Here is a 24942-nt window from a genome sequence, read left to right as displayed (position 1 = left end):
ATCTGCGCGGTAACATGGTTACGTCGCAACTGGCGTTGGGTGGGTAACCACCAGGAAGCGGCACAAGCAGAGCCAAACCACGGATCGCACGCCTGGGCCGGGGTCACGTAGTCATCTGTCTGTCATGCCCGGAAATCGGGGGTGCCCGGCAGGTAGCCTGACCTATAGCCATCTTTCCCAGGAGATCCACGTGAAACTTTCCACCCAGCCCGTCACCAACGCACCCCTCTCGGAGGTAGATCCCGAGATTGCGGCCGTCCTTGAGGGCGAACTCGCCCGCCAGCGGAACACGCTGGAGATGATCGCCTCCGAGAACTTCGCACCGCGGGCGGTCCTCGAAGCGCAGGGTTCGGTCCTGACCAACAAGTACGCCGAGGGCTACCCGGGCCGCCGCTACTACGGCGGCTGCGAGCAGGTCGACGTCGCCGAGAACCTGGCCATCGAGCGGGTCAAGGCCCTGTTTGGTGCTGAGTTCGCCAACGTCCAGCCGCACTCCGGCGCCCAGGCCAACGCCGCCGCCCTGGCCGCGATGATCAAGCCCGGGGACAAGATCATGGGACTGAACCTCGCCCACGGCGGGCACCTGACCCACGGCATGAAGCTGAACTTCTCCGGCAAGCTGTACGAGGTCGCCGCCTACGGTGTCGACGAGAAGACCTACCGCGTGGACATGGACAAGGTCCGCGAGCAGGCCCTGGCCGAACGTCCGCAGGTCATCATCGCCGGCTGGTCGGCGTACCCGCGCCAGCTGGACTTCGCTGCCTTCCGCTCGATCGCCGATGAGGTCGGCGCCTACCTGTGGACGGACATGGCCCACTTCGCCGGCCTCGTGGCAGCCGGCCTGCACCCGAGCCCGGTTCCATACTCCGACGTCGTTACCTCCACCGTGCACAAGACCCTGGCCGGCCCCCGCTCCGGTGTCATCCTGGCCAAGGAAGAACTTGGCAAGAAGATCAACTCGAGCGTTTTCCCGGGCCAGCAGGGCGGACCCCTGATGCACGTCATCGCGGCCAAGGCCGTCGCCTTCAAGGTGGCTGGCTCTGAGGAGTTCCGCGAACGGCAGGAACGCGTCCTGGAAGGTGCCCGGATCATCGCCGACCGGCTGACCGCGCCGGATGTGGCCGAACACGGTGTCTCCGTCCTGACCGGCGGCACCGACGTGCACCTGATCCTGGTGGACCTGCGTAATTCGGTGCTGGACGGCAAGCAGGCCGAAGACCTGCTGCACTCGGTCGGCATCACCGTGAACCGCAACTCCATCCCGTTCGATCCCCGTCCGCCGATGGTCACCTCCGGCCTGCGCATCGGCACCCCCGCATTGGCCACCCGCGGTTTCGGCGCCCAGGAGTTCACCGAGGTCGCCGAGATCATCGCCGCAGCACTGAAGCCGTCACCCGACGCTGATGACCTGCGCCGCCGTGTCTCGGTCCTTGCCGAGAACTTCCCGCTGTACTCCGGACAGGAAGAATGGTGAGCATGGAACAGGGAACGAACATGGTAGGCAACGTTGAGGCCCCCGAAGAGATGCCGGAAACCGCACAGCGCCTCGACGGCCTGAAGGCAGCCCGGGAAATCAAGGAGGAACTGGCCGAACGCATCCAGGTCCTGGTGGACGAGCACGGCATCACGCCCGGACTCGGAACCGTGCTGGTGGGAGACGATCCGGCCAGCCACTCCTACGTGGGCGGCAAGCACAAGGACTGCGCCCAGGTGGGCATCAACTCCATCCGGCGGGACCTGCCGGAGGACATCAGCCAGGAAGACCTGGAAAAGGTCATCGACGAGCTGAATGCCGATCCGGCGACCACCGGCTACATTGTGCAGCTGCCCCTGCCCAAGCACATCGACACCAACCGGATCCTCGAGCGCATCGCGCCCGAAAAGGACGCCGACGGCCTGCACCCGGTGAACCTCGGACGCCTGGTGCTCAACGTGGCGGACGCGATGTCCTCGCCGCTGCCCTGCACACCGCACGGCATTGTGCAGCTGCTGGTCCGCAACGGCATCAGCCTCAACGGCAAGAACGTTCTTGTCGTTGGCCGTGGCGTCACCGTCGGCCGCCCCCTGGGACTGCTGCTGACCCGCCGACCCATCAACGCCACGGTCACACTGGCCCATACGGGCACCGTGAACCTGCCCGAGCTGCTGCGGGAAGCGGACGTCGTTGTGGCCGCCGCCGGGTTCCCCGGGATGATCAAGGCCGCTGAGCTGAAGCCCGGCGCGATTGTCCTGGATGTGGGCGTCACCCGCGTCACCGACCCGGAAACCGGAAAGACCACTCTCATGGGCGACGTCGATAAGGACGCGGCGGCAGTCGCATCATGGATCTCGCCGAACCCCGGCGGGGTTGGTCCGATGACCCGGGCCATGCTCCTGTCCAACGTGGTTGAAGCCGCTGAACGCCAGGCCGGAATCCTGGTCGAATAAGCCGCCGGCCCACGCACCCAGGCCCGTCCGCCCTCCGGCGGGCGGGCCTGCGCCGTTCTCCGGGCCTGCCTGCACTGGTCCTTGCGGTGCCTGCACTATGATTGCCGGGTGCCGCAGATCACAGCCTCCTCCCCGCCTGCCCAAAAAGCCTTCCAGGGACCCGTCATCACCGCCGCGAACCTGACGAAATCCTATGGAGATTTCACCGCCGTCAACGGCATCAGCTTCGACGTTCCCGCAGGGGAGTCCTTCGGGCTGCTCGGCCCCAACGGTGCCGGCAAATCCACCACCATGAAGATGATCGGCGGCGTCTCCAAACGCACCTCCGGCGAACTGCGGATCATGGGGCTGGACCCGGACCGCAACGGTCCCGAAGTGCGGGCACACCTGGGCGTGGTGCCCCAGCAGGACAACCTGGACGAAGAACTGAGGGTGCGGGACAACCTCCTCGCCTACGGCCGCTATTTCGGCCTGCCCAAAAGCTACCTGCAGCCCAAGGCGGACGAACTGCTGGAATTCGCCCAGCTGACCGATAAGGCCAAGGCCCGCGTTGATGACCTCTCCGGCGGAATGAAACGCCGCCTCACCATCGCCCGGTCCCTGATCAACGATCCCAAGATCCTGCTGCTGGATGAGCCAACCACCGGGCTGGATCCACAGGCCAGGCATATTCTGTGGGACCGCCTGTTCCGGCTCAAGGAGGCCGGTGTGACCCTGATCCTGACCACCCACTACATGGACGAAGCGGAGCAGCTGTGCGACCGGCTGATCGTCGTGGACAAGGGAACCATCATGGCTGAGGGATCGCCGGCGGCGCTGATCCGCGAATATTCCTCCCGGGAAGTAGTGGAACTGCGGTTCGGCTCGGAACGCAACACCACCGTCGCGGCGGAACTGGGCGGGATCGGAGAGCGGATCGAGACGCTGCCGGACCGCGTCCTGATCTACGCGGAGAACGGGGAGCACGCACTCGAGGCGGTCGCCTCCCGCGGTTTGCACCCCATTACCTCACTGGTCCGCCGCTCCTCCCTGGAGGACGTGTTCCTCCGGCTGACGGGAAGAAGCCTCGTTGACTGAGCAGCAGACCCACGCCGTCCTGGGGCTGCGTTCACCCTTGACGCCTGAAGAATCGGCGCGCCGTGCCCGGAGGTTCGGCGCCGTCTATTACGCCGAGCACTGGCTGCGCCGGATGCGCGGTTATGGCTGGACCGTGCTGGTGACGGCGATCGGGACTCCGCTGGTCTACCTCTTCGGCATGGGAGTGGGTCTGGCTTCCCTGGTTGATACCGGGACCAATGCAGCGTTCGACGCCGGTGACGGCACCTCGGTCTCCTACCTGCTGTTCGTCGGGCCGGCCCTGCTGGCGACCGCGGCGATCATGGTCTCCAGCGAAGAGAACACCTACACCGTGATGTCCGGGTTCAAATGGCGGCGGACCTACTACGGCCCCAATGCTTCGCCGTTGAGCAGCGCACAGCTGGTGGACGGACACGTCCTCGGACTGGGAACCCGGCTGCTCATTACCTGCGGGGCCTACTTCGGCTTCCTGCTGCTCTTCGGTGCGGTGGGAAACCCTGCGACCGCCTGGCTGATGGTGCTGACGGCCATCCTAGGTGGACTGGCCTTCGGCCTGCCCCTGATGGCCTACAGCGCCTCGATCACCGAGGACAGAGGCCAGTTCGCAATGGTCCAGCGTTTCATCGTGATGCCGCTGTTCCTTTTTTCGGGAACCTTCTTCCCCCTGGATACCCTGCCGTTGGTGATCCGCTGGATCGGCTGGATCTCACCGCTGTGGCATGCCTCCGAACTGGGCCGGATGGTCAGCTACGGACTGGCTGAACCTGTTGTCCTGACCGTTGCCCATGTGGCGTACCTGCTGCTCCTGGCGGTCGGCGGCTGGCTGCTGACCCGGCGGAACTTCACCCGGAGGCTGGGAAAATGAGCGCCGCTGGGAAAATGCCCGCACGCCGCACCGGGAGCCCGGAGGACACCGTGGCCGAGCAGGAAAGGGAGACCGCGCACCAGAGCACAGCGGTCATGCCCGAGCCTCGGCAGCGTTTCCTCGGTTCCCTGTACGGCCGGAACATCCGGGCCGTCTTTGCCCGCGGGCTCAAAGCTACGTGGGGCACCAACTGGTCCATCATGATCAGCGGGTTCGTTGAACCCGTGCTGTACCTGCTGGCCATGGGCATCGGCCTCGGTTCCCTCATCGGCACGGTGGCCGGACCCGGCGGAGAGCAGATCAGCTACGCGGCCTACATCGCACCGGCGCTGCTCGCGGTTTCCGCCATGAACGGCGCCATCTATGACTCCACCATGAACGTTTTCTTCAAACTCAACTTCGCCCGGCTGTACGAGGGAATGCTCGCGACCTCCCTCGGGCCGCTGGACGTGGCTCTCGGCGAAATTCTCCTTGCCCTGCTGCGCGGCGGAATGTACGCAACCGGGTTCACAGCCGTCATGGCCGCCATGGGGCTGGTCACATCACCGGCCGCGCTGCTGATGATTCCGGCGGCGGTGGTGATTGCCTTTGGCTTCGCGTCCATCGGCATGGCCATCACCAGCTATATGAAGACCTTCCAGCAGCTTGACTGGGTCAGCTTCGTGATGCTCCCAATGTTCCTGTTCTCTGCCACCTTCTACCCGCTCAGCGTCTACCCGCAGGGGATTCAGCTTGTCATCCAGGCGCTGCCGCTGTGGCACGGCGTGGAGATGCTGCGGCAGATCAACGCGGGAGCCTTCGGACTGGATACTGCGGGGCATCTGCTCTACTTCGTGGTGATGATCGCCTTCGGCCTGGTGATCACAACGCGGCGGCTCGAAGCCCTCTTCCAGAAGTAGCAGCGGACTCAAGCGGCACCGTTCTAATGCGGTCCTAAACCTCTAAAGCGGTCCTAAACGGCGGCGTTCCTCATGAGCAGCGTCTCTCAGGTTGAGAGGGCACGTGCTGCCAGGGCGGCCTGCAGCCTGGACTCGACGCCGAGCTTGGCCAGGACATGGGACACGTGCGTTTTCACCGTGGTTTCGGAGATGCCCAGCCGGCGGGCAATCCGGACGTTACTCAGTCCTTCGCCCAGGCAGTCCAGGACTTCGCTTTCACGGACGGTGAGCTCCACCGCGGGAGGGGGAGGGACCGCACCGGAGGCTTGCCGGCTGACCGCCGCGGCGACCAGACGGCCGGCGACCTCGGGGGCAATGACAGTGCCGCCCTCGTGGACGCGGCGCAGCGCCGTCGTGATTTCTGCCGGTTCGGCGGTTTTCAGCAGGAACCCGGCGGCTCCTGCGGCCAGAACCCCAAAGAGGTAGGAGTCATGGTCGAAGGTGGTCAGGGCCACCACCTTCGCCAGACCCTCCGCAATGATGGTTCCGGTTGCTTCCACTCCGTCCATCACCGGCATCCGCAGGTCCATCAGGACGACGTCGGGCCGCAGGGCCCGGGCCATGGAAACGGCGGTGGCGCCGTCGCCTGCCTCGCCGGCTACTTCAAAGCCAGGTTCCACCTCGATGACCATCCGCATTCCCAGCCGGATCGCCGCGTGGTCATCGGCCAGCAGGATCCTGAGTGCTCCGCTCATGCTTCGGTACCCCCGCGGGCTGCGGAGTCGGCGCTGGCCTGGAACGTCAGGGGCGGCCCGCCGGCCAGCAGGGGAGTGTCCGGCAGAACTGCCTCCACAGCCCAGCCGCTTCCCCGCGGCTCTGCGGACGCCCATCCGCCAAGCTGTTCGGCCCGGGCCAGCATGCTGGGGATGCCGGTGCCGGTACCGCCGCCACGGCCCGCCGCGGAGAGGGACACGGCGGTGGCGGACCCACCAGCGGTGCGCACACCACTACCTTCGCCGCCGTCGTCCTCAACAAGCAGGCGGACCCCGGACGGAGCGGGTTCCAGCGACACCCGGACGGCTGCACCCGGCGCATGGCGGCCCACGTTGAGGAGCGCTTCCGTGACGATCCGGTAGAGGGCAGCCTGCACCGGCCCGGGGAGCCCGGTTCCGCCGTCGGGCAGGGCATTGATCCACCCGATCTCCAGCCCGGCAGTCCGGTGCCCTTCCACCACGGCGTCCAGATCCATGACGTTCCCCGCCAGCGGGCGGGGCTCACCGGTGCTGAGCATCCGGATCATGCCGTTGAGTTCTTCCAAACCTTCCACACTTTCCCGCCGCACATGCGAGAGGACCTGCCGTGCCAGCCCATCGTCAGGACTGCGAAGCGCCGCGCCGGACTGCAGTGCAATGGCCGAGAGGCGGGACGAAAGGACGTCATGGAGTTCGCGGGCCATGTCCTGGCGTTCCGCTGCCAGCGCCAGCTCGTGCTCCCGGGAGGCGAGGCTGGCCTGGTCGCGGGCTGCCTGCCGGATCGCCGCCGCCCGGGCAGACTCACTTTCGGCCAGCTGGCCTGCCTTGCGCAGGTTGCCTGCCCACTCGGCGGGCAGCAGCAGGATCATGCCGGTGAACAGAAGCGCTACGACGCCGTCGCTGAGGTTCCGGGCCGCGGCCCAGGCCGCGAGCCCCGAGGCAGCGCTCAGGACGAGCACCGTGATTTCAGCAGCTCTGGCCGCTTTGGCTGACCCGAAAAGCACCAGGGAAAAGACGGCTTCGAAGGCCAGGAACAGTCCGGCGGCGCTGCCCGCGAGCACAAGAGCCACTGCCAGGACTGCACTGGCAGTTACCATCAATGCCGTCCGGGTGCGGCGCAGCACCACGGCACCGCACCCCGCCGCCGTAAGGACAGGCCACCAGGGTTCGAGCCAGGCAACCAGGGGCTGGCCGGTGGCGGTGATATCCACGGAGTGCAGCAGCACAGCCAGTGCCGCATAGCCCAGGGCCAGCACCACGTCCTCGCGGCGGATCCGGCCCGAAGAAGAGTTCATACCTCCATCCTGAAGGCCCGGACCACCGCAGCCAAGCAGGCCGCACCGGCCTGAGACGAAAGGATGAGGCCCCGCTCCTCCGACTGCCGGATGCCCGCTGCCGGGACACCCGGAAGAGTGAGGTCATGACCTTGGAACTCCTGGCCCAGCTGGCCATTCTCGCGCTCATCGACAGCACCAGCATCGGCACATTGGTCATCCCTGTGTGGCTGCTCCTTCGCCCGGGCGCCCGCCGGACCGGCGGGAAGGTTGCCGTGTACCTGGGTGCGGTCGGAGTGTTCTATTTCCTGGTGGGGCTTGTCCTGCTGTCAGGGGCCACCGGGATCGCCGGTGTCCTGGGCGGCGGCAGCATCGGGTCAGTGCTGGAGTTGCCGGCGGTGCAGGCCGTGATGGTGGCGGCCGGGGCAGGCATGCTGATCTGGTCTTTCAAGGACTCAATCGGCCTCGCCAAACCCAGCCGCACAAAGGTCCCAGCGGCAGGCAGCGCCACAGTCGCAGCCACCGGCACCCCACCCACCGCCAGCCCAACCGCGGTTTCGGGAAGCCCGGCCGTGGCCAGCGGATCAAAAGCAGCAGCAGCCGAGCGCTCCGAAGCCACCGAACGCCGGTGGCAGCATCGGATCGGCAGGGCACTGGACACCCGCGGTGGGCTGCTTGGCCTGGCTGTGCTCGCCGGTCTCCTCGAGCTGCCGACCATGCTGCCCTACCTCGCGGCTGTAGGCCTGCTGACCGGTTCCGGCACGGAGTGGCAGGCATCTGCCGGACTCCTGGGACTCTACTGCCTGGTGATGCTACTGCCGGCAGGACTCCTGCTGACGGGCCGGCTGCTGCTGGGACGGCTGCTGGATTCTCCGCTGGAACGGCTTGGCGCCTGGCTGTCCAGGGTCTCCGGGGAGGCGGTGCTGTGGGTGGTGGGAATCGTCGGTTTCCTCATCCTGCGGGCTGGGCTTTCCGGGCTTTTTCCAGGGGCGGCCTGGAACCCGTTCGGCTAAGCCCCGTTCACCGCCCAGTAAACGTTCATCAGTCTCCAGCGTCCAGCGCCGAGCGGAAGACCCGGGTTACGGCGTCGTTGAACAGGACGAACTCGACCGTGTGGATCCCCGTCCCGGGATGCTTCCGGATGGTCCGGACCGCAATCTCCGCCACGGTTGCGGGCTCCCACCCGTAGACACCGGCGCTGATGGCCGGGAAGGCAACGGATGCCGCCCCCAGAGAGACCGCCATGTCCAGGCTGTTGCGGAACGCCGCTTCGAGCAGGCCGGGATCTGTTTGGCCGGCGTGCGCATTGGGGCCAACGGTGTGGATCACCCAGCGCGCCGGTAAGGCAAAACCCTCCGTGGCGACAGCCTGGCCTACTGCCAGTCCGTCCCGGTAGGCGCCCGCCCGCAGGGCCCGGCACGCCTCGAGCAGTTCCGGTCCGGCGGCCCTGTGGATCGCACCGTCGACACCGCCGCCCCCAAGCAGGGAGGAGTTCGCCGCGTTGACAATGGCGTCCACGGACCGCCGGGTGATGTCACCGGTGACTACGTGGATCTCCATGGCATCAGCCTCCCCGCCTGGTCCGCCGCCGGCCGCCGCAGGGCCTGCGCAACCGTAATCACACCATTCCACGGCTCCCGGTTTCGCCGTGGGGGTAAGCGGAATCGATCCGCATGAATTTTTGAGAGAATATATCCATGCAGTCCATCCCTAACGGCAAAACGCCGCCAGCATCCAGCCCCGGCAGGGGAATCAGCCGCAAGATGGCCACCATCGGCACCACTCTTATGGTGTTTGTGTTCATCGTGGCCGTGATCTTCGCCGCCAATGAGAACGACGTCGTTGGCTGGCTGGTGGTGATTATATCCCTCGGATGGCTGCTCCTGTTCGCCTTTGTGGTCTTCAGCATCCGCGGCGCGGCCCGGAAGGCCGGCGCGAAGCTGGCAGAAGCCCAGGACTCGCTGAACCGTGCAGCTGGCGGAGCTCCGTCTGTACAGGTGATGGATGAGGCAACCACCATGCGCGACCAGAAGCTGGACCACAGCTTCAAGATCATCCAGGTGCAGTCCCGGGTGATCCGCGAGAACCTCGGCAGTGACGAGGGCCAGGTGGAGAGGGCGATCGAGACGATCGAAATCACCGCGCACAATGCCCGCGGCATGATGAAGAAGGACGACGGCGGCCCGGTCGAGGGCACGCTCGTCGACTGATCCGCGCATTACTCATCCTGGCCGCATGCCCTTTGGCGGGGCATACCGGCAGGATGAACCCGAAAGCTACCGAGGGGTATGGTTATTGGCGTGAGCATGGCATCTGCAGGGGAGCCCAGCCCCGCATCGGCACTGGGAACACTGAGAATCGCGACGGTCAACGTCAACGGAATCCGCGCCGCGTACAAGCGCGGCATGGCCGATTGGCTGGCGGAGCGGAACATCGACATCCTCTGCCTGCAGGAGGTGCGTGCGCCGGACAAGATTGTCCGTGAGCTGCTCGGCGGCGAATGGCACATCCTCCATGCCGAAGCCGAGGCCAAGGGCCGTGCCGGCGTGGCGATTGCTTCCCGGCAGGAGCCGGTTGCCGTACGCGAACACATCGGCGACGAGTACTTCGCCCTGTCCGGACGCTGGGTGGAAGCAGACTTCAAGGTGCCGGTGGACGGCGAGGAGAAACTGCTGACGGTGGTAAGCGCCTACGTGCACTCGGGCGAAGCCGGAACCCCCAAACAGGAGGATAAGTACCGCTTCCTGGATGTGATGGCGGCGCGGCTGCCCGTACTGGCCGCCACCAGCGATTACGCGCTGATCGTCGGCGACCTGAACGTGGGTCACACCACCCTGGACATCAAGAACTGGAAGGGCAACGTCAAGCGCGCCGGCTTCCTGCCGGAGGAACGCGCCTACTTCGACCGGTTCCTCGGCGAGGAGATCGGCTACGTCGACGTCGCCCGGAAGCTTGCCGGCGAGGTCGCCGGGCCGTACACCTGGTGGTCCTGGCGAGGCCAGGCCTTCGACAACGACGCCGGCTGGCGCATTGATTACCACATGGCCACCCCCGGTCTTGCGGAGCGTGCCGTTCACGCCGTCGTCGACCGTGCCGCCACCTACGATGCCCGATTCTCGGACCACGCCCCCGTTGTGGTCGACTACCAGTTCTAAGGTTTGAGAACAAATGACTGAAGCTCCCTCCACACCTGCAGCCCCCCAGCGCATCCTCTCCGGCATGCAGCCCTCCGCGGATTCCCTGCACCTGGGCAACTACCTTGGCGCCCTTGTGAACTGGGTCCGGCTGCAGGAGCAGTACGACGCCTACTTCTTCATCCCGGACCTGCACGCCATTACCGTCCCGCAGGATCCCGAGGACCTGCGCAAACGGACCCGGGTCACCGCCGCGCAGTACATCGCCGGGGGAGTGGACACGGACCGCGCCACCCTTTTTGTCCAGTCGCAGGTTCCGGAGCACGCGCAGCTGGCCTGGGTGCTGAACTGCCTGACCGGTTTTGGCGAAGCCTCCCGGATGACGCAGTTCAAGGACAAGCAGCAGCGCTTCGGCGCGGACGCCGCTTCCGTGGGCCTGTTCACCTATCCGATCCTGCAGGTCGCGGACATCCTGCTCTACCAGCCGCACGGTGTGCCGGTAGGCGAGGACCAGCGCCAGCACGTTGAACTCAGCAGGGACCTGGCCAAACGGTTCAACAGCCGCTACGGGGAAACCTTCACGGTCCCCGAGGTCTTCATCCAGAAGGACTCCGCCAAGATCTACGACCTGCAGAATCCTGCCGCGAAGATGTCCAAGTCCGCAGCCTCGCCCGCGGGCCTCATCAACCTGCTGGACCCGGATAAGGTCATCGCCAAGCGGATCAAGTCAGCCGTCACCGATGACGGCACCGAGATCCGGTTTGACCGCGAGGCCAAGCCGGGCATCTCCAACCTGCTCTCCATCTATTCACTCATCACCGGACGAAGCGTGGACACGCTGGTGAAGGAGTATGAAGGGAAGATGTACGGGCATCTCAAGGTAGACCTCGCCGAGGCTGTCACCGAGCACATCCGCCCCATCCGTGAACGGGCGCTCGAGCTGCTGGACGATCCGTCGGAGCTGGACCGGCTTCTTGCCCATGGCGCACTGAAAGCGCGGGAAACGGCGTCGGCTACACTGGCCGATGTGTACGAGAAGATTGGTTTCCTCCCACTGGGTTCCACCGCCCGCTAGATCCTATGGGCTACTCGAACTCGACGGTGCAGATTTCAACCGGTGCTACGCGCGCCGGGAGCGGCAGGCCGCCCGAAACGCCGTGCCAGGTCGGGATCGTGATCCCGGTTCCTGAACCGATGGCCTCCGAACTGAGGCGGGCCCGTGCGTCCTTTGGGGATCCGATGGCTTCCGTGATTCCGGCCCACATCACCCTTGTGACCACCACTCCGGCGTCGGACTGGCCGTCTGCGCTCCGCCACGTCCGGCAGGTCACCGCGGCGCACCGCCCTTTCACCGTGACCCTGCGCGGCACCTCCTCGTTCCGGCCGGTCACACCCGTTGTGTACCTCAACGTGGCGGAAGGGTTCGAGGAATGCTCACTCCTGCACCGCGAGCTGCAGCGCGGGCCGTTGGAGCACAAAACTCCCTACCCCTACCACCCGCACGTCACGGTGGCCCACGATGTCAGTGAAGCGGGCATGGATGAAGCCCTTACCTCGCTTAGCGGATATGAGGCGAGTTTCACGGTGGACCGGATCGGAGTCTTCGAACACGACGCGCAGGGGCTCTGGATCCTCCGCGAAGAACTGGCACTCGGAGGCTAGGCGTCTCCGCCTGAGCCTTCCGTCCCTGCCTCCGCCGCCCGGCTGCCCTTGCCCGGCTGACCCGTCCCTGCCTGCTGCAGATAGATGCGTGACCATGCCGCGATGATGTCTGCGGCGCGGGTTGTCTGCTCCCGGTCCGGCATCAGATGGTTCGCTCCCTCGAGGGATACGAAACTCCGCGGCGAACGGGCTGCCAGAAAGATCTCGGCAGCATTCTCCACGTCCACTGTCCCATCCTGTGGCGAATGCATGACCAGCAGCGGAACGCCGAGGCCGCTGATACAACCGGCCAGATCATGGCTGCGCAGGTCTTCCACGAGTTCCTGGCGGATGGTCAGGGTACGCCCGCCCAGTACGACGGCTGCGTGCCCCTGACGGGCAATAGTCTCCAGCTCGTCTTCGAAGAGGTGCAGCACGTGGGCGGGGCGGAACGGCGCCGCAATCGTCACCAGGGCGGCAAGTTCCGGGATGTTGGCGGCTGCGGCCAGTGCAGCTGCTCCGCCGAGGGAATGGCCCAGCAGGAGGGTGGGGGAGCGGTCCCGTGACCTCAGGTAGTCCACTGCGTTGAGAAGGTCCGCGACCTTGGTGCTGAAGGATCCGTCTTCCCAGGTGCCGGTTGAGCGGCCGAGCCCAGCGGCGTCATAACGCAGGACACCGATGCCCAACTCCGACAGCCTTTTGGAGATGCGGGAAGCAGCCGCGCTGTTTTTCCCCAGGGCGAAGCCGTGGCAGAACACTGCCCAGCCAAGGGCGGCACCATCCGGGATGTCCAGTGTTCCGGCCAGCGTGGTGCCGTTGGCACCGGGAAAGGAAACGGATTCGAACTCGGGCATGAATAAACCCTAGCCGTTCGGCTTAGGGGTGCAGAAAAGCGGGCGCAGGGGGCGGAAAGCACCCGGCGAAGAGCGGCTGGACAGCGGAAAAGCAAAAGACAGGGGAAAGCAAAAAGACAGCGGAAAGCAAAAAGACAGCGGCCCCGGAAGAATACCGGGGCCGCTGTCTTTGGTTGCTGCTGGCTTAGCTGTGCCGCTTAGATGGAGCGGTTCAGGATGGCCTGCTTGACCTCTGAGATCGCCTTCGTGACCTGGATGCCGCGCGGGCATGCTTCCGAACAGTTGAAGGTGGTGCGGCAGCGCCACACACCTTCCTTGTCGTTCAGGATCTCCAGGCGCATGTCACCGGCGTCGTCACGCGAGTCGAAGATGAAGCGGTGAGCGTTCACAATGGCCGCCGGACCGAAGTACTGGCCATCAGTCCAGAACACCGGGCAGGAGGACGTGCACGCAGCGCACAGGATGCACTTGGTGGTGTCATCGAACCGCTCACGGTCCTCAGCGGACTGCAGGCGCTCCTTCGTCGGCTCGTGGCCCTTGGACACGAGGAAGGGCATGATCTCGCGGTAGGACTGGAAGAACGGTTCCATGTCCACGATCAGGTCCTTCTCCACGGGGAGGCCCTTGATGGGTTCCACCAGGATGGGCTTGGACGTGTCCAGGTCCTTGAGCAGCGTTTTGCAGGCCAGGCGGTTGCGGCCGTTGATGCGCATGGCATCGGACCCGCAGACGCCGTGGGCGCAGGAGCGGCGGAAGGAGACGGAGCCGTCGTGCTCCCACTTGACCTTGTGCAGTGCGTCGAGCACGCGGTCGGTGCCGTACATGGTGAGGACCCACTCATCCCAGTGCGCCTCATCGGAGACCTCGGGGTTGTAGCGGCGCACCTTCAGCGTGATGTCGAAGGAGGGGATTTCGTTGGCGCTGGATTCGGCCAGATCGACCTTCGAGGCCGGCTCGGCAATTTCCGTTGACATTAGTACTTCCTCACCATCGGCTCGTAGCGCGTGAAAATAACCGGCTTGGTATCGAGCCGGATGCCGGCGGTGTGCTCGGCGTTGTCCGCTTCATCGACCTTGTAGGCCATGGAGTGCAGCATGAACTTCTCGTCATTGCGCTCCGGGAAGTCCTCACGGAAGTGACCGCCGCGCGATTCCTCGCGGTGCAGTGCCGCAACCGTCATGACCTTGGCCAGTTCGAGCAGGAAGCCCAGCTCCACGGCCTCGAGCAGGTCAAGGTTGAAGCGCTTGCCCTTGTCCTGGACGTTGATCTTCTTGTAGCGCTCTTCGAGGTCCGCGATGTCGGAAAGCACCTGGTTGATGGTCTCCGCCGTACGGAACACCTGCATGTTCGCGTCCATGGTGTTCTGAAGGTCGCGGCGGATCTCCGAGACCCGCTCGGTTCCCTCGGAATTGCGGACGACGTCGAGCAGGGCGATGGTGTCAGCTTCCGGGTCCTCCGGCAGGTCGACGAAGTCGGCCTGCAGTGCGTACTCGGCGGCGTAGATGCCTGCACGCTTGCCGAAGACGTTGATGTCCAGCAGCGAGTTGGTGCCCAGGCGGTTGGAGCCGTGGACGGATACGCAGGCGACCTCGCCGGCAGCGTAGAGGCCCGGGATAACGGTCTCGTTGTCCTGGAGGACCTCGGCCTTGATGTTGGTCGGGATACCGCCCATGACGTAGTGCGCGGTCGGGAAGACGGGGACCGGCTCGGTGTACGGTTCCACGCCCAGGTAGGTCCGGGCGAACTCCGTGATGTCCGGAAGCTTGGCATCGATGTGTGCCGGCTCCAGGTGGGTCAGGTCCAGGAGGACGTAATCCTTGTTCGGGCCGCAGCCGCGGCCTTCACGGACCTCGTTCGCCATCGAGCGGGCCACGATGTCACGCGGCGCCAGGTCTTTAATGGTCGGGGCGTAGCGCTCCATGAAGCGCTCACCTTCGGAGTTGCGCAGGATGGCGCCTTCGCCGCGGGCTGCCTCGGAGAGCAGGATGCCCAGACCGGCCAGGCCGGTCGGGTGGAACTGGATGAATTCCATGTCTTCCAGGGGGATGCCCTTGCGGAAGGCGATTCCCATGCCGTCACCGGTGAGGGTGTGGGCGTTGGAAGTCGTCTTGAAGACCTTGCCGGCACCACCGGAGGCGAAGACCACCGACTTGGCCTGGAAAACGTGCAGTTCGCCGGTGGCGAGGTCGTAGGAGACGACGCCGGCCACGCGCTTCTGCCCGAAGGCGTCGGTGACAGTCAGGAGGTCCAGAACGTAGTACTCGTTGTAGAACTCAACGTTGTGCTTGACGCAGTTTTGGTACAGCGTCTGCAGGATCATGTGTCCGGTGCGGTCGGCTGCATAGCAGGCACGGCGGACCGGAGCCTTGCCATGGTCACGGGTGTGGCCGCCGAAACGGCGCTGGTCAATGCGGCCTTCGGGCGTGCGGTTGAACGGCAGGCCCATCTTTTCCAGGTCCAGCACCGCGTCAATGGCCTCCTTGGCCATAACCTCGGCTGCGTCCTGGTCAACCAGGTAGTCGCCGCCCTTGACCGTGTCAAAGGTGTGCCATTCCCAGTTGTCTTCTTCTACGTTGGCCAGTGCTGCGCACATGCCGCCCTGTGCCGCGCCCGTGTGGGAGCGGGTCGGGTACAGCTTGGTCAGTACCGCCGTCCGCGCGCGCTGCCCGGATTCGATGGCGGCACGCATACCGGCGCCGCCGGCGCCGACAATGACGACGTCGTACTTATGGACCTGCATACCAGATGCTCTTTCTGTTGAAACTGTGTGTTACTCAGGGGAGTGCTGCGGTGCCGCTCCGGGCTACGGGGCCGGGCAGAAGGACGGCAGCTGGTCCAGTGTGGCGTTGGCCGGGCACGGATCGAACGTGAAGATGACGAGTGTGCCGAGGACGATGATGACAACCGTGGCGGCGTAGAGGACCGTCTTAAGCCACATCCGGGTGGAGTTCTTCTCGGCGTAATCGTTGATGATCGTCCGGACACCGTTGGTTCCGTGGAGCATGGCGAGCCACAGCATGACCAGGTCCCAGACCTGCCACAGCGGAGAGGCCCACTTGCCGGCAACGAAGCCGAAGTCGATGGCCTTGATGCCGTCACCGAGAACCAGGTTCATGATGAGGTGGGTGAAGATCAGGACCACGAGGAGTGCACCGGAAATGCGCATGAACAGCCATGCGAACATCTCGAAGTTGCCCTTCCCCGACTTGCTGCGGGTGTACTTGGGTGAAATGCGTCCGGCCCGGGGGGCTTCAATAGGCGTGCTCATGGTTTAGTGACCCCCGAGAATGATGGGAATGTGGCGAATGGAGAAGCCGATCATGGTCACAGCCCACAGGCCGACCACGCCCCACAGCAGCTGACGCTGGTACTTGGGGCCCTTCTTCCAGAAGTCGATAAGAATGACCCGGATGCCGTTAAAGGCGTGGAACACGATGGCGGCGACCAGGCCGAGCTCACCGATACCCATAATGGGGTTCTTGTACGCTCCGATGACCACGTTGTAGGCCTCGGGTGAAACGCGCACCAACGAGGTATCCAAGACATGGACCAAAAGGAAGAAGAAGATCACCACGCCAGTAATCCGATGGGCAACCCAGGACCACTGGCCTTCGCGGCCGCGGTAGAGCGTGCCTGCTGGTAACTTCGACACTGAATTTTCCTCCCTGCAACGCAGCGGCGCTAGCGCGTCTTCCACGCAGTGATGACGCCGGTGCGAGAGCACTTATAGGCTCAAGCATAATCTAGGTCCCGGCAGGACCGGGATCAATTTAGGTTCCCCTATTGTGTGACCTGGCTTACACTGTCCGGTGCCCTGGCCAGGATGCCCGTGCGCGCTTAAAGGTGCGGCTTCGACGGGCGAAGGGGAACGTTCAGCTAACCTTGGCACTGATGAGTACTGAAACGAAAAATGTGAACCCGGGATCTGCTCCGGACCCGGGCGTCTTCAAACGCTTCTACGGAGTTATCCCGGCCGGCGGCGTCGGAACCCGGCTCTGGCCGCTGTCGCGGGCTGCTGCCCCCAAGTTCCTGCATGACCTGACCGGCTCCGGGTCCACACTGATCCGCGCCACCTACGACCGTCTGAAAGAACTCAGCGAAGACCGGGTCATGGTCGTCACCGGCCAGCTCCACCGGGCGGCCGTGCTGGCCCAGCTGCCGGAGATCCAGCAGGAGAACCTGGTGCTGGAGAGCGAACCCAAGGATTCCGCTGCCGCCATCGGGCTGGCAGCAGCCATCCTCTACCAGCGCGATCCGTCCATCATCATGGGTTCCTTCGCCGCGGACCAGGTCATCACGCCGGTTGAGGTCTTCCAGGAAACCGTTCGGGAAGCCATCCACACCGCCGCCCAGGGCTACATCGTGACCATCGGCATCCATCCGACCCATCCGTCCACGGGATTCGGCTACATCCGCGCGGGTGAAGCGCTGGATATTGCCGGCGCCCCCAGTGCGCACGCCGTCGTCGAGTTCGTTGAGAAGCCATCCGAAGACACGGCCCGCACCTACCTGCGCAGCGGTAATTACAGCTGGAACGCAGGTATGTTCGTTGCGCCGGTGGCCCTGATGCTCAAGCATCTGCAGGCCAATGAACCTGACCTCCATGCCGGGATCATGGAGATCGCAGAGGCCTGGGACACGCCGAACCGCCGTGAAGTCGTTCTCCGGGTCTGGCCCACACTGCCTAAGACCGCCATTGACTACGCGGTCGCCGAACCGGCTGCCGCGGCCGGAGACGTGGCAATGATTCCCGGGATTTTCAGCTGGGACGACGTTGGTGACTTCGCCGCGATCGGCCGGCTGAATCCGGCCGAGCAGAACTCGGAGCTGACCGTCATGGGGGAGGGCGCCAGGGTCTACTCCGAGGATGCATCGGGCATTGTTGTCTCCGACACCAAACGAGTGATTGCGCTCATTGGTATTGAGGACGTCGTCATTGTTGACACGCCCGATGCGCTGCTGGTGACCACCAAGGATCATGCGCAGGCCGTGAAGAAGGCTGTGGAGCACCTCAAGGCAAGCGGCGATACGGACGTTCTGTAAGCCGCTGAACCGCCTGCAGTATCAGAGTTATCTGCGTTCATGAAGTCTTAAAGCCAACAGGTTCCCGCAAGCCAGCGGAGGTTGGCTAACCTTGAACATGTGCAGACAACCTCGCTGAGCAACTCACCCGTCCCGTCAATCAGGGGCAGTGTTGCTCCGATTCTGGGTGAGTTGATCGATTTCCGGCGGGATCTCCATTCCCACCCGGAACTCTCGCACAAGGAATTCCGCACCACCGACCGGATTATCGAAGCGCTCGAAGCCGCAGGCCTGCAGCCCAAGCGGCTGTCCGGCACGGGCGCCTACGTCGATATCGGCGATGGTCCGATTCAGCTTGGCCTGCGGGCAGACATTGATGCGCTCCCCGTGCTCGAGGAGACCGGGCTGCCGTACGCATCCGTCAACACCGGCATCACCCACGCCTGCGGGCACGATATCCACACGACCGTGATGCTGGGGGCCGCCAGGGTGCTTGCCGGCCTGGAGGCTGAAGGCAGCCTTGGCGGCCGCATCCGCGTCATCTTCCAGCCGGCCGAAGAGGTGATGCCCGGCGGCGCACTCTCCGTCATTGAACAGGGAATCCTTGAGGGGGTGCCGCGGATCCTGGCGCTGCACTGCGACCCGCGGGTCGACGTAGGCCAGGTGGGCACCCGCATCGGCGCCATCACTTCGGCCTCCGACACGATCCGGATTGAACTCTCCGGACGGGGCGGCCATACCTCCCGCCCGCACCTGACCGAAGACCTGGTCTTCGCACTGGGGCAGATTGCGGTCAGCGTTCCGGCTGTCCTGTCCCGCCGCATCGATGTGCGCAGCGGTGTTTCCGTTGTGTGGGGGCAGATCCACGCCGGTTCGGCGCCCAACGCGATCCCGGGGCATGGCTTCATGGCCGGAACCATGCGCTGCCTCGACGCAGAGGCCTGGTACGCGGCCGGGCAGCTGCTCGACGACGTCGTCCGGGAGGTTGCTGCGCCCTACGGCGTGGAGGTTGCACTCGAGCACACACGGGGGGTTCCTCCAGTGATCAACTCCGAGACAGAGACCGGCCTGATCGAGGCCTCCGCGCGCGCGGAACTCGGTGAAGATGCCGTAGTGCTCACCCCGCAGTCCATGGGAGGGGAGGACTTCGCCTGGATGACCCAGGCCGTACCCGGTGCCATGATGCGGCTGGGAACCCGCACCCCGGGCGGGGAAACCTACGACCTGCACCGGGGGGACTACAACCCCGATGAACTGGCCATCAGCTGTGGTGTTTCGGTGATGGCCGCGGCAGCGGTCCGGGCGGCGCGGGGCCTGCGCCACTAATCCATCCAAGCCCCATCCGGGGGCGGCCGGTGCCGCAATATTGATAACAAGATTCAAACGATGTTCTTTAGTGCTCCCAGATCGTAGGTGGTTTGCGCCACATACCACTATGGTTGGGTCTGCTGCGCTCCGCTGAGGTAAGGAGCGCGCGCCACACGCGCCTGCGCGCGAGGCCGTTCAACCGGATGGCCGTGCTGCAGACTCCAACGGGTGGACCCCTTTTCTTTTCTGGAGGAACATTGAAGAACTTTCCGCGCAGCATAAAGCGCAATGCCGGTATTTCGGCCGCCATGCTGGGCGCTTCGGCGCTTCTGCTGGCCGGCTGTGGCGCAGCTCCCGAGGAGGACGCCGCATCCTCTGATACGGCCAGCAGCAGCGGCACCAGTGCCAGCGGCGACTTCCTGGCCTGTATGGTTTCGGACTCCGGCGGGTTCGATGACCGTTCGTTCAACCAGTCCAGCTTTGAGGGCCTGCAGGCCGCGGAGAAGGACCTTGGCATTGAGATCAAGACCGCCGAGTCCCAGTCCGAGACCGACTTCCTGCCGAACCTGGACTCCATGGTCGTGCAGAACGGCTGCGACATCACCGTCACGGTTGGGTTCCTCCTGGCGGACGCCACGAAGGAAGTGGCCACCGCCAACCCGGAGAGCAACTTTGCGATCGTCGATGACAACAGCATCGAACTCGATAACGTGAAGCCGATCATCTACGACACGGCGCAGGCTGCCTTCCTGGCCGGTTACGTCGCTGCCGGGACCTCCGAATCCGGCAAGGTTGCCACCTACGGCGGCATCAACATCCCGACCGTCACCATCTTCATGGACGGCTTCGCGGACGGCGTGGAGTACTACAACGAGCAGAACAGCGCCAACGTCGAACTGCTCGGCTGGAACAAGGCAGACCAGACCGGCTCCTTCATCGGCAACTTCACCGACACCGGTGCAGGCAAGACCACCACGCAGAACTTCCTCAATGAGGGCGCGGACATCATCATGCCCGTTGCCGGACCGGTCGGGACCGGCACGCTGGATGCCGTGGTCGAAGCCAATGCCAACGGCGGCAGCAACAAGGTGGTCTGGGTCGACTCCGATGGTTTCGAGACCGCAGGCACCGGCCAGGAATTCATCCTCACTTCGGTCATGAAGCTCATGGGCGACGCCGTGGAAACCGTCATCTCCTCCGACGTTGACGGCAACTTCGACGCCACCCCGTACGTGGGAACCCTGGAGAACGGCGGAGTTGCCCTGGCTCCGTACCACGACCAGGAAAGCGCCGTACCGGCGGACGTGAAGACGGCCGTGGACGAAATCAAGGCAAAGATCATCTCCGGTGAGATCACCGTGGAATCCGCTGCCAGCCCCAAGTAACCCGGGCCAGCAGTAACTTGAACCGCCGTCCGCCCCCGCTGCACCGCCGCGGGGCGGGCGGCGGGTTTTGCGGTCCCGGGAGTCTTCCTCCGGGGCACATAAACGCATCGACTCAAACAGATTGGTTGGGGTTGTGAAACTCGAACTCAGGGGCATCACCAAACGCTTCGGCACGCTGGTGGCCAACGACCACATTGACCTGGTGATCGAACCGGGGCAGGTGCACAGCCTGCTCGGGGAAAACGGTGCGGGCAAGTCGACGTTGATGAACGTCCTGTACGGCCTCTATGAACCCACCGAGGGCGAAATCCTGGTCAATGACAAGCCGGTCGTCTTCTCGGGGCCCGGTGACGCCATGGCCGCCGGAATCGGTATGGTCCACCAGCACTTTATGCTGGTGCCTGTTTTCACCGTGGCGGAGAACGTGGCGCTGGGGCATGAAAGCACCACATTCGGCGGCACCCTGAACCTGGAAACCACCAAGACCCGCATCCGGCAGATCTCCGACCAGTACGGGTTCGACGTCGACCCCGATGCAGTCGTGGAAGACCTGCCGGTGGGCGTGCAGCAGCGGGTGGAAATCATCAAAGCCCTGATCCGGGACGCTGAAGTCCTGATCCTGGACGAACCCACCGCCGTCCTTACCCCGCGCGAGACGGATGAACTGCTCGCCATCATGCGCCAGCTGACCGAGGACGGAAAATCCGTGGTCTTCATTTCCCACAAGCTGCGCGAGGTTAAAGCCGTCTCCGACGTGATCACGGTGATCCGCCGGGGCAAGGTTGTCGGAGATGCGCCGCCCACTGCCAGCACTACGGAACTGGCGGCCATGATGGTTGGCCGTTCCGTCAGCCTGACCCTGGAAAAGGCGCCTGCCGAACCCGGTGCAACCACGTTCGCGGTCCGGGACCTGGTGGTACTCACCGACTCCGGCCAGGCCGTGGTGGACCACGTGAGCTTCGAGATCGCCAAGGGCGAGATCCTTGCAGTGGCTGGCGTCCAGGGAAACGGACAGACAGAACTGACCGAGGCCGTGATGGGCCTGCAGAACCATGTGACCGGGTCCATCCAGCTCGACGGTGAGGAACTCGTGGGGCGGCGCGTAGACCAGATCATCGATGCAGGCGTCGGCTTTGTGCCTGAGGACCGCAGCGTCGACGGGCTGGTCGGTCCCTTTACCGTGGCGGAAAACCTGATTCTGAACCGCTATAACAAGGCACCGTTCGCGCGCGGGCTGTCGATGCGCCCCGCGGTTGTTGCCGCCAACGCCGCGGAAAAGATCAGCGAGTTCGACATCCGCACGCAGTCGGCGGAATCAGCTGCGGGAACACTCTCCGGCGGCAATCAGCAGAAGGTCGTGATGGCCCGCGAACTCTCGCGGCCGCTTTCCCTTTTCATTGCCTCCCAGCCGACCCGCGGCGTCGACGTCGGCTCCATCGAATTCCTGCACAAGCGGATCGTGGCAGAGCGCGACGGCGGCACTCCGGTCCTGATTGTGTCCACCGAACTGGACGAGGTCCTGGAGCTGGCTGACCGGATTGCCGTGCTCTATGGCGGCAGGCTCATGGGGATTGTCCCCGGCAACACCCCGCGCGACGTCCTTGGCCTGATGATGGCCGGGATGGGCGCCGACGAAGCACTTTCGCACCACAGCCAGACCGAGGGAGGGACTCAGTGAGCCCGGACGAAAAGAACGGCCAACCGGGCGATGCCCGCAGCAAGGAAACGGCAGCTGCTGAAGACACCCGGCTGCTGACCGCTGCGGAAACGGCCGGCGGCGCCCTGCCGCCCCCTGCCGTACCGGTTTCCAGTGCTGAACTCCGCCCGGAAGACGGCCACGAATCGGTTCTGCACCGGATCCTCACGGGCAATGCGCTGGTCTCAGTGCTGGCAGTCCTGATGGCGCTTATTCTTGGTGGCCTGCTCATCGCCGTGACCGATGAAGCGGTCGCCAACTCGGCGGGATACTTCTTCAGCCGTCCAACGGACCTGCTGGGAGCCGCCTGGTCAGCTGCTTCAGGAGCCTATGTGGCCCTGTTCCAGGGAGCGGTCTTCAACTTTGAAGCCGACACTTTCTCCCGGATGATCTACCCGCTGACCCAGACCCTGACGGTCGCGACCCCGCTGATCTGCGCCGGACTCGGAGTGGCCCTGGCCTTCCGGGCAGGGATGTTCAACATCGGTGCCCAGGGGCAGATCATCATTGGCGCCACGCTGGCGGCCTGGGTCGGGTTCAGCTGGCATCTGCCGGTGGGAGTGCACCTGCTGGTTGTTGTGCTTGCCGGAGCAGTCGGCGGCGCGCTCTGGGGCGGGATCGCAGGCCTCCTGAAAGCGCGGACCGGCGCACACGAGGTCATTGTGACCATCATGCTTAACTACATCGCCATCCAGCTGGTGCTCTTCCTGCTCACCACTCCCGGCTTCCAGCGGCCGGGCTCCACCAACCCGATCAGCCCCCAGATCGACAGCACCGCGTTGTTCCCGCCCCTGCTGGGCGACGGTTTCCGCCTGCACTGGGGCTTTGTTATGGCCATCGCCGCAACGGTGTTCATCTGGTGGCTGCTGAACCGTTCCACCGTCGGCTTTGAACTGCGGGCTGTGGGCGCCAACCCGGCGGCCGCACGGAACGCGGGCATCAGCACCACCAAGGGCTATGTGATCGTGATGCTGATCGCCGGAGCCCTCGCCGGCCTGGCCGGCGTCGCGCAGGTCTCCGGCACGGAAAAGGTCCTCACCTCAGGGGTGGCGGCCAGCTTCGGCTTCGATGCCATCACCGTCGCGCTGCTCGGGCGCTCATCGCCATGGGGAACGTTCGCCGCGGGCCTGCTCTTCGGAGCCTTCCGCGCCGGAGGCGTCACCATGCAGACCAGCACCGGAACCAGCATTGATATTGTCCTGGTGGTCCAGTCGCTGATCGTCCTGTTCATCGCTGCACCCCCGCTGGTCCGGTCCATCTTTAGGATTCCACCGCCGGGTGCCTTCAAGACAAAGCGCACCACCACCAACGCCGCAGCCGGAGGAGCAGCATGAGCACCGCAACCACCCTGGCCTCCGCTGACCGGCCGGCGGCCGTCCAGGCTATCCGCAGCTGGAAGATCCCGATCATCCTCGGTGCACTGGCCCTCCTGAGCTTCTTCATCTTCGCGCTCGGTTCCCCGGCGAGCGAGGTGACGTTCCGCCTCACCCAGGAAAACGCCGCTATCCAGCTGCCGGACGTGGTGGTTTCGGCCACGGTGGTCGGCTGGGTCTCCTCGGTGATCCTGCTCCTCTCCGCGGCGTACGCCGCCTTCCTGGTGAGCCGTTACCAGCATGTTCCCGGCTGGCTGATCGCCGTGTTCGCGGTGTTCTTCATCGCCGCGTTCCTGACCTGGTCCGTGGGCAGCGCGCGCAGCCCCAGCGTGGCCCTGTACGGCCTGCTCGCGGGATCCTTCACCTTGGCATTCCCGCTGATCTTCGGTTCGCTCTCCGGCGTGCTCTGCGAACGTTCCGGAGTGGTGAACATCGCCATTGAGGGCCAGCTGCTCTTCGGCGCCTTCGCCGCAGCCGTAGCGGGGTCGCTCTCCGGCAACGCTTTCGTAGGCCTTTTCGCTGCGGCAGTGGCCGGTGTCCTGGTTTCCCTGGTGCTGGCGGTGTTCAGCATCAAGTACATCGTGAACCAGGTGATCGTCGGCGTCGTCCTGAACGTGCTGGTGTCCGGCCTGACCGGATTCCTCTTCTCCACTGTGCTCAGCGCCGACTCGGCCAAGTGGAACTCCCCGCCGCGCCTGCCCTCCATCCGGATCCCGCTGCTGGCGGACATTCCGATCATCGGCCCGATCCTCTTTGACCAGTCAGTGATCGGCTACCTGATGTACGTGGCCGTGGCCGCAATCTACTTCGGCCTCTTCCACACCAAATGGGGGCTCCGCACCCGGGCCGTAGGCGAGCACCCCAAGGCTGCCGACACCCTGGGTGTGAACGTCAACCGCACCCGGTTCTACAACGTGCTGCTGGCCGGATCGGTCGCCGGCGTGGGTGGAGCGTTCTTCACCCTGGTCTCGGTGTCCTCCTTCAACCGGGACATGACCTCGGGCCAGGGGTACATTGCCCTGGCTGCCCTCATCCTGGGCCGCTGGAACCCGATCGGCGCCCTCTTCGCCGCCCTGCTCTTCGGCTTCGCGTCGAACCTGCAGTCGGTGCTGAGCCTGCTCGGCACCCCCGTCCCCAACCAGTTCCTGGCCATGCTGCCCTACGTGGTGACCATCTTCGCCGTCGCCGGTGTGGTCGGTAAATCGCGTGCCCCGGCAGCCAGCGGCATTCCATATATCAAGGGTTAGGCGGTACCA

At 64.8% G+C, this 24942-nt stretch carries 24 protein-coding genes and 1 riboswitch; of the genes, 16 read left to right on the top strand and 8 right to left on the bottom strand.

What is annotated here, in order from left to right:
* Positions 1–15 precede the first annotated feature (15 nt).
* Positions 16–105, top strand: a riboswitch (ZMP/ZTP riboswitch).
* 52 nt (positions 106–157) lie between these two features.
* The 5 genes from glyA (at position 158) to H9638_RS05130 (ending at position 5268) form a co-directional block, all read left to right on the top strand.
* Positions 158–1474 (top strand): serine hydroxymethyltransferase, encoded by a 1317-nt coding sequence (gene glyA / locus H9638_RS05150; protein WP_404799636.1) that lies wholly within the window; start codon positions 158–160, stop codon positions 1472–1474.
* Positions 1475–1524: 50 nt separating this feature from the next.
* Entirely contained in the window at positions 1525–2427 is a 903-nt protein-coding gene (locus H9638_RS05145; protein WP_191746356.1) for a bifunctional methylenetetrahydrofolate dehydrogenase/methenyltetrahydrofolate cyclohydrolase, read from the top strand.
* Positions 2428–2544: 117 nt separating this feature from the next.
* Positions 2545–3504 (top strand): ABC transporter ATP-binding protein, encoded by a 960-nt coding sequence (locus H9638_RS05140; RefSeq protein ID WP_404799635.1) that lies wholly within the window; start codon positions 2545–2547, stop codon positions 3502–3504.
* Entirely contained in the window at positions 3497–4369 is an 873-nt protein-coding gene (locus H9638_RS05135; protein ID WP_225217005.1) for an ABC transporter permease, read from the top strand. Before H9638_RS05140 ends, H9638_RS05135 begins: the two co-directional genes overlap by 8 nt.
* 95 nt (positions 4370–4464) lie before the next feature.
* Positions 4465–5268: an ABC transporter permease gene (locus H9638_RS05130; protein ID WP_191746354.1), complete on the top strand. Its 804-nt coding sequence runs from the start codon at positions 4465–4467 to the stop codon at positions 5266–5268.
* 86 nt (positions 5269–5354) lie between these two features.
* Here H9638_RS05130 and H9638_RS05125 read toward each other — a convergent pair whose 3' ends face one another.
* Together H9638_RS05125 and H9638_RS05120 are read right to left on the bottom strand one after the other, a co-directional pair.
* On the bottom strand, positions 5355–6002 hold the full coding sequence (locus H9638_RS05125; protein WP_191746119.1) for a response regulator: 648 nt from the start codon (positions 6000–6002) through the stop codon (positions 5355–5357).
* Positions 5999–7294 (bottom strand): sensor histidine kinase, encoded by a 1296-nt coding sequence (locus tag H9638_RS05120; RefSeq protein WP_191746118.1) that lies wholly within the window; start codon positions 7292–7294, stop codon positions 5999–6001. Before H9638_RS05120 ends, H9638_RS05125 begins: the two co-directional genes overlap by 4 nt.
* 125 nt (positions 7295–7419) lie before the next feature.
* Here H9638_RS05120 and H9638_RS05115 point away from each other — a divergent pair, with 125 nt between their 5' ends.
* The gene (locus tag H9638_RS05115) at positions 7420–8286 is read left to right on the top strand and encodes a GAP family protein (RefSeq protein WP_191746117.1); all 867 of its coding nucleotides are present in this window, start codon (positions 7420–7422) and stop codon (positions 8284–8286) included.
* 28 nt (positions 8287–8314) lie between these two features.
* Here H9638_RS05115 and H9638_RS05110 read toward each other — a convergent pair whose 3' ends face one another.
* A complete protein-coding gene (locus H9638_RS05110) occupies positions 8315–8833 on the bottom strand; it encodes an O-acetyl-ADP-ribose deacetylase (RefSeq protein ID WP_191746116.1) in 519 nt (172 codons plus the stop codon).
* A 137-nt stretch (positions 8834–8970) separates the two neighbouring features.
* Between H9638_RS05110 and H9638_RS05105 the strand changes: the two genes are divergently transcribed.
* The 4 genes from H9638_RS05105 to H9638_RS05090 all read left to right on the top strand — a co-directional run bounded on the left by H9638_RS05105 (position 8971) and on the right by H9638_RS05090 (position 12069).
* Positions 8971–9483, top strand: a complete 513-nt coding sequence (locus H9638_RS05105) for a hypothetical protein (protein WP_191746115.1) — start codon at positions 8971–8973, stop codon at positions 9481–9483.
* A 96-nt stretch (positions 9484–9579) separates the two neighbouring features.
* A complete protein-coding gene (locus H9638_RS05100) occupies positions 9580–10428 on the top strand; it encodes an exodeoxyribonuclease III (RefSeq protein ID WP_191746353.1) in 849 nt (282 codons plus the stop codon).
* A gap of 13 nt (positions 10429–10441) precedes the next feature.
* Positions 10442–11482: a tryptophan--tRNA ligase gene (gene trpS / locus H9638_RS05095; RefSeq protein WP_191746114.1), complete on the top strand. Its 1041-nt coding sequence runs from the start codon at positions 10442–10444 to the stop codon at positions 11480–11482.
* Positions 11483–11601: 119 nt separating this feature from the next.
* Positions 11602–12069, top strand: a complete 468-nt coding sequence (locus H9638_RS05090) for a 2'-5' RNA ligase family protein (RefSeq protein WP_225217086.1) — start codon at positions 11602–11604, stop codon at positions 12067–12069.
* Here H9638_RS05090 and H9638_RS05085 read toward each other — a convergent pair.
* The 5 genes from H9638_RS05085 to sdhC all read right to left on the bottom strand — a co-directional run bounded on the left by H9638_RS05085 (position 12066) and on the right by sdhC (position 16554).
* Positions 12066–12902, bottom strand: a complete 837-nt coding sequence (locus H9638_RS05085; RefSeq protein WP_191746112.1) for an alpha/beta hydrolase — start codon at positions 12900–12902, stop codon at positions 12066–12068. The genes H9638_RS05090 and H9638_RS05085 overlap by 4 nt on opposite strands.
* 197 nt (positions 12903–13099) lie before the next feature.
* Positions 13100–13876, bottom strand: a complete 777-nt coding sequence (locus H9638_RS05080; protein ID WP_191746111.1) for a succinate dehydrogenase iron-sulfur subunit — start codon at positions 13874–13876, stop codon at positions 13100–13102.
* A complete protein-coding gene (gene sdhA / locus H9638_RS05075; RefSeq protein WP_191746110.1) occupies positions 13876–15642 on the bottom strand; it encodes a succinate dehydrogenase flavoprotein subunit in 1767 nt (588 codons plus the stop codon). Before sdhA ends, H9638_RS05080 begins: the two co-directional genes overlap by 1 nt.
* A gap of 63 nt (positions 15643–15705) precedes the next feature.
* Positions 15706–16170 (bottom strand): succinate dehydrogenase hydrophobic membrane anchor subunit, encoded by a 465-nt coding sequence (locus H9638_RS05070; protein WP_191746109.1) that lies wholly within the window; start codon positions 16168–16170, stop codon positions 15706–15708.
* A gap of 3 nt (positions 16171–16173) precedes the next feature.
* On the bottom strand, positions 16174–16554 hold the full coding sequence (gene sdhC, locus H9638_RS05065; protein ID WP_066298792.1) for a succinate dehydrogenase, cytochrome b556 subunit: 381 nt from the start codon (positions 16552–16554) through the stop codon (positions 16174–16176).
* Between the two features lie 239 nt (positions 16555–16793).
* Here sdhC and H9638_RS05060 point away from each other — a divergent pair, with 239 nt between their 5' ends.
* The 6 genes from H9638_RS05060 (at position 16794) to H9638_RS05035 (ending at position 24933) form a co-directional block, all read left to right on the top strand.
* Positions 16794–17945 (top strand): mannose-1-phosphate guanylyltransferase, encoded by a 1152-nt coding sequence (locus H9638_RS05060; protein WP_191746108.1) that lies wholly within the window; start codon positions 16794–16796, stop codon positions 17943–17945.
* A 114-nt stretch (positions 17946–18059) separates the two neighbouring features.
* Positions 18060–19250 (top strand): amidohydrolase, encoded by a 1191-nt coding sequence (locus H9638_RS05055; protein WP_225217084.1) that lies wholly within the window; start codon positions 18060–18062, stop codon positions 19248–19250.
* Between the two features lie 239 nt (positions 19251–19489).
* Positions 19490–20617 (top strand): BMP family lipoprotein, encoded by a 1128-nt coding sequence (locus tag H9638_RS05050; RefSeq protein WP_404799628.1) that lies wholly within the window; start codon positions 19490–19492, stop codon positions 20615–20617.
* A gap of 133 nt (positions 20618–20750) precedes the next feature.
* On the top strand, positions 20751–22295 hold the full coding sequence (locus H9638_RS05045; RefSeq protein WP_191746105.1) for an ABC transporter ATP-binding protein: 1545 nt from the start codon (positions 20751–20753) through the stop codon (positions 22293–22295).
* A complete protein-coding gene (locus tag H9638_RS05040; RefSeq protein WP_191746104.1) occupies positions 22292–23647 on the top strand; it encodes an ABC transporter permease in 1356 nt (451 codons plus the stop codon). Before H9638_RS05045 ends, H9638_RS05040 begins: the two co-directional genes overlap by 4 nt.
* Positions 23644–24933, top strand: coding sequence for an ABC transporter permease (locus H9638_RS05035; RefSeq protein ID WP_191746103.1), 1290 nt, complete (start codon positions 23644–23646; stop codon positions 24931–24933). The genes H9638_RS05040 and H9638_RS05035 overlap by 4 nt, the downstream gene beginning before the upstream one ends.
* The last annotated feature ends 9 nt before the right edge of the window (positions 24934–24942 follow it).

This window comes from Arthrobacter pullicola (assembly GCF_014836875.1).
GTDB lineage: Bacteria > Actinomycetota > Actinomycetes > Actinomycetales > Micrococcaceae > Arthrobacter_B > Arthrobacter_B pullicola.
The sequence above is the reverse complement of the archived record's forward strand: the minus strand, read 5'-3'. Positions and strand labels throughout refer to the sequence as shown.

Bases quoted from the DNA above. Each gene is read 5' to 3' on its own strand.
- H9638_RS05115 (WP_191746117.1), top strand. From the start codon at position 7,420: ATGACCTTGGAACTCCTGGCCCAGCTGGCCATTCTCGCGCTCATCGAC.
- H9638_RS05080 (WP_191746111.1), bottom strand. From the start codon at position 13,876: ATGTCAACGGAAATTGCCGAGCCGGCCTCGAAGGTCGATCTGGCCGAA.
- H9638_RS05145 (WP_191746356.1), top strand. From the start codon at position 1,525: ATGCCGGAAACCGCACAGCGCCTCGACGGCCTGAAGGCAGCCCGGGAA.
- H9638_RS05090 (WP_225217086.1), top strand. From the start codon at position 11,602: ATGGCCTCCGAACTGAGGCGGGCCCGTGCGTCCTTTGGGGATCCGATG.
- H9638_RS05130 (WP_191746354.1), top strand. From the start codon at position 4,465: ATGCCCGAGCCTCGGCAGCGTTTCCTCGGTTCCCTGTACGGCCGGAAC.
- H9638_RS05125 (WP_191746119.1), bottom strand. From the start codon at position 6,002: ATGAGCGGAGCACTCAGGATCCTGCTGGCCGATGACCACGCGGCGATC.
- H9638_RS05060 (WP_191746108.1), top strand. From the start codon at position 16,794: ATGAGTACTGAAACGAAAAATGTGAACCCGGGATCTGCTCCGGACCCG.
- H9638_RS05035 (WP_191746103.1), top strand. From the start codon at position 23,644: ATGAGCACCGCAACCACCCTGGCCTCCGCTGACCGGCCGGCGGCCGTC.
- sdhA (WP_191746110.1), bottom strand. From the start codon at position 15,642: ATGCAGGTCCATAAGTACGACGTCGTCATTGTCGGCGCCGGCGGCGCC.
- trpS (WP_191746114.1), top strand. From the start codon at position 10,442: ATGACTGAAGCTCCCTCCACACCTGCAGCCCCCCAGCGCATCCTCTCC.
- H9638_RS05120 (WP_191746118.1), bottom strand. From the start codon at position 7,294: ATGAACTCTTCTTCGGGCCGGATCCGCCGCGAGGACGTGGTGCTGGCC.
- H9638_RS05100 (WP_191746353.1), top strand. From the start codon at position 9,580: ATGGCATCTGCAGGGGAGCCCAGCCCCGCATCGGCACTGGGAACACTG.
- H9638_RS05070 (WP_191746109.1), bottom strand. From the start codon at position 16,170: ATGAGCACGCCTATTGAAGCCCCCCGGGCCGGACGCATTTCACCCAAG.
- H9638_RS05085 (WP_191746112.1), bottom strand. From the start codon at position 12,902: ATGCCCGAGTTCGAATCCGTTTCCTTTCCCGGTGCCAACGGCACCACG.
- H9638_RS05110 (WP_191746116.1), bottom strand. From the start codon at position 8,833: ATGGAGATCCACGTAGTCACCGGTGACATCACCCGGCGGTCCGTGGAC.
- H9638_RS05105 (WP_191746115.1), top strand. From the start codon at position 8,971: ATGCAGTCCATCCCTAACGGCAAAACGCCGCCAGCATCCAGCCCCGGC.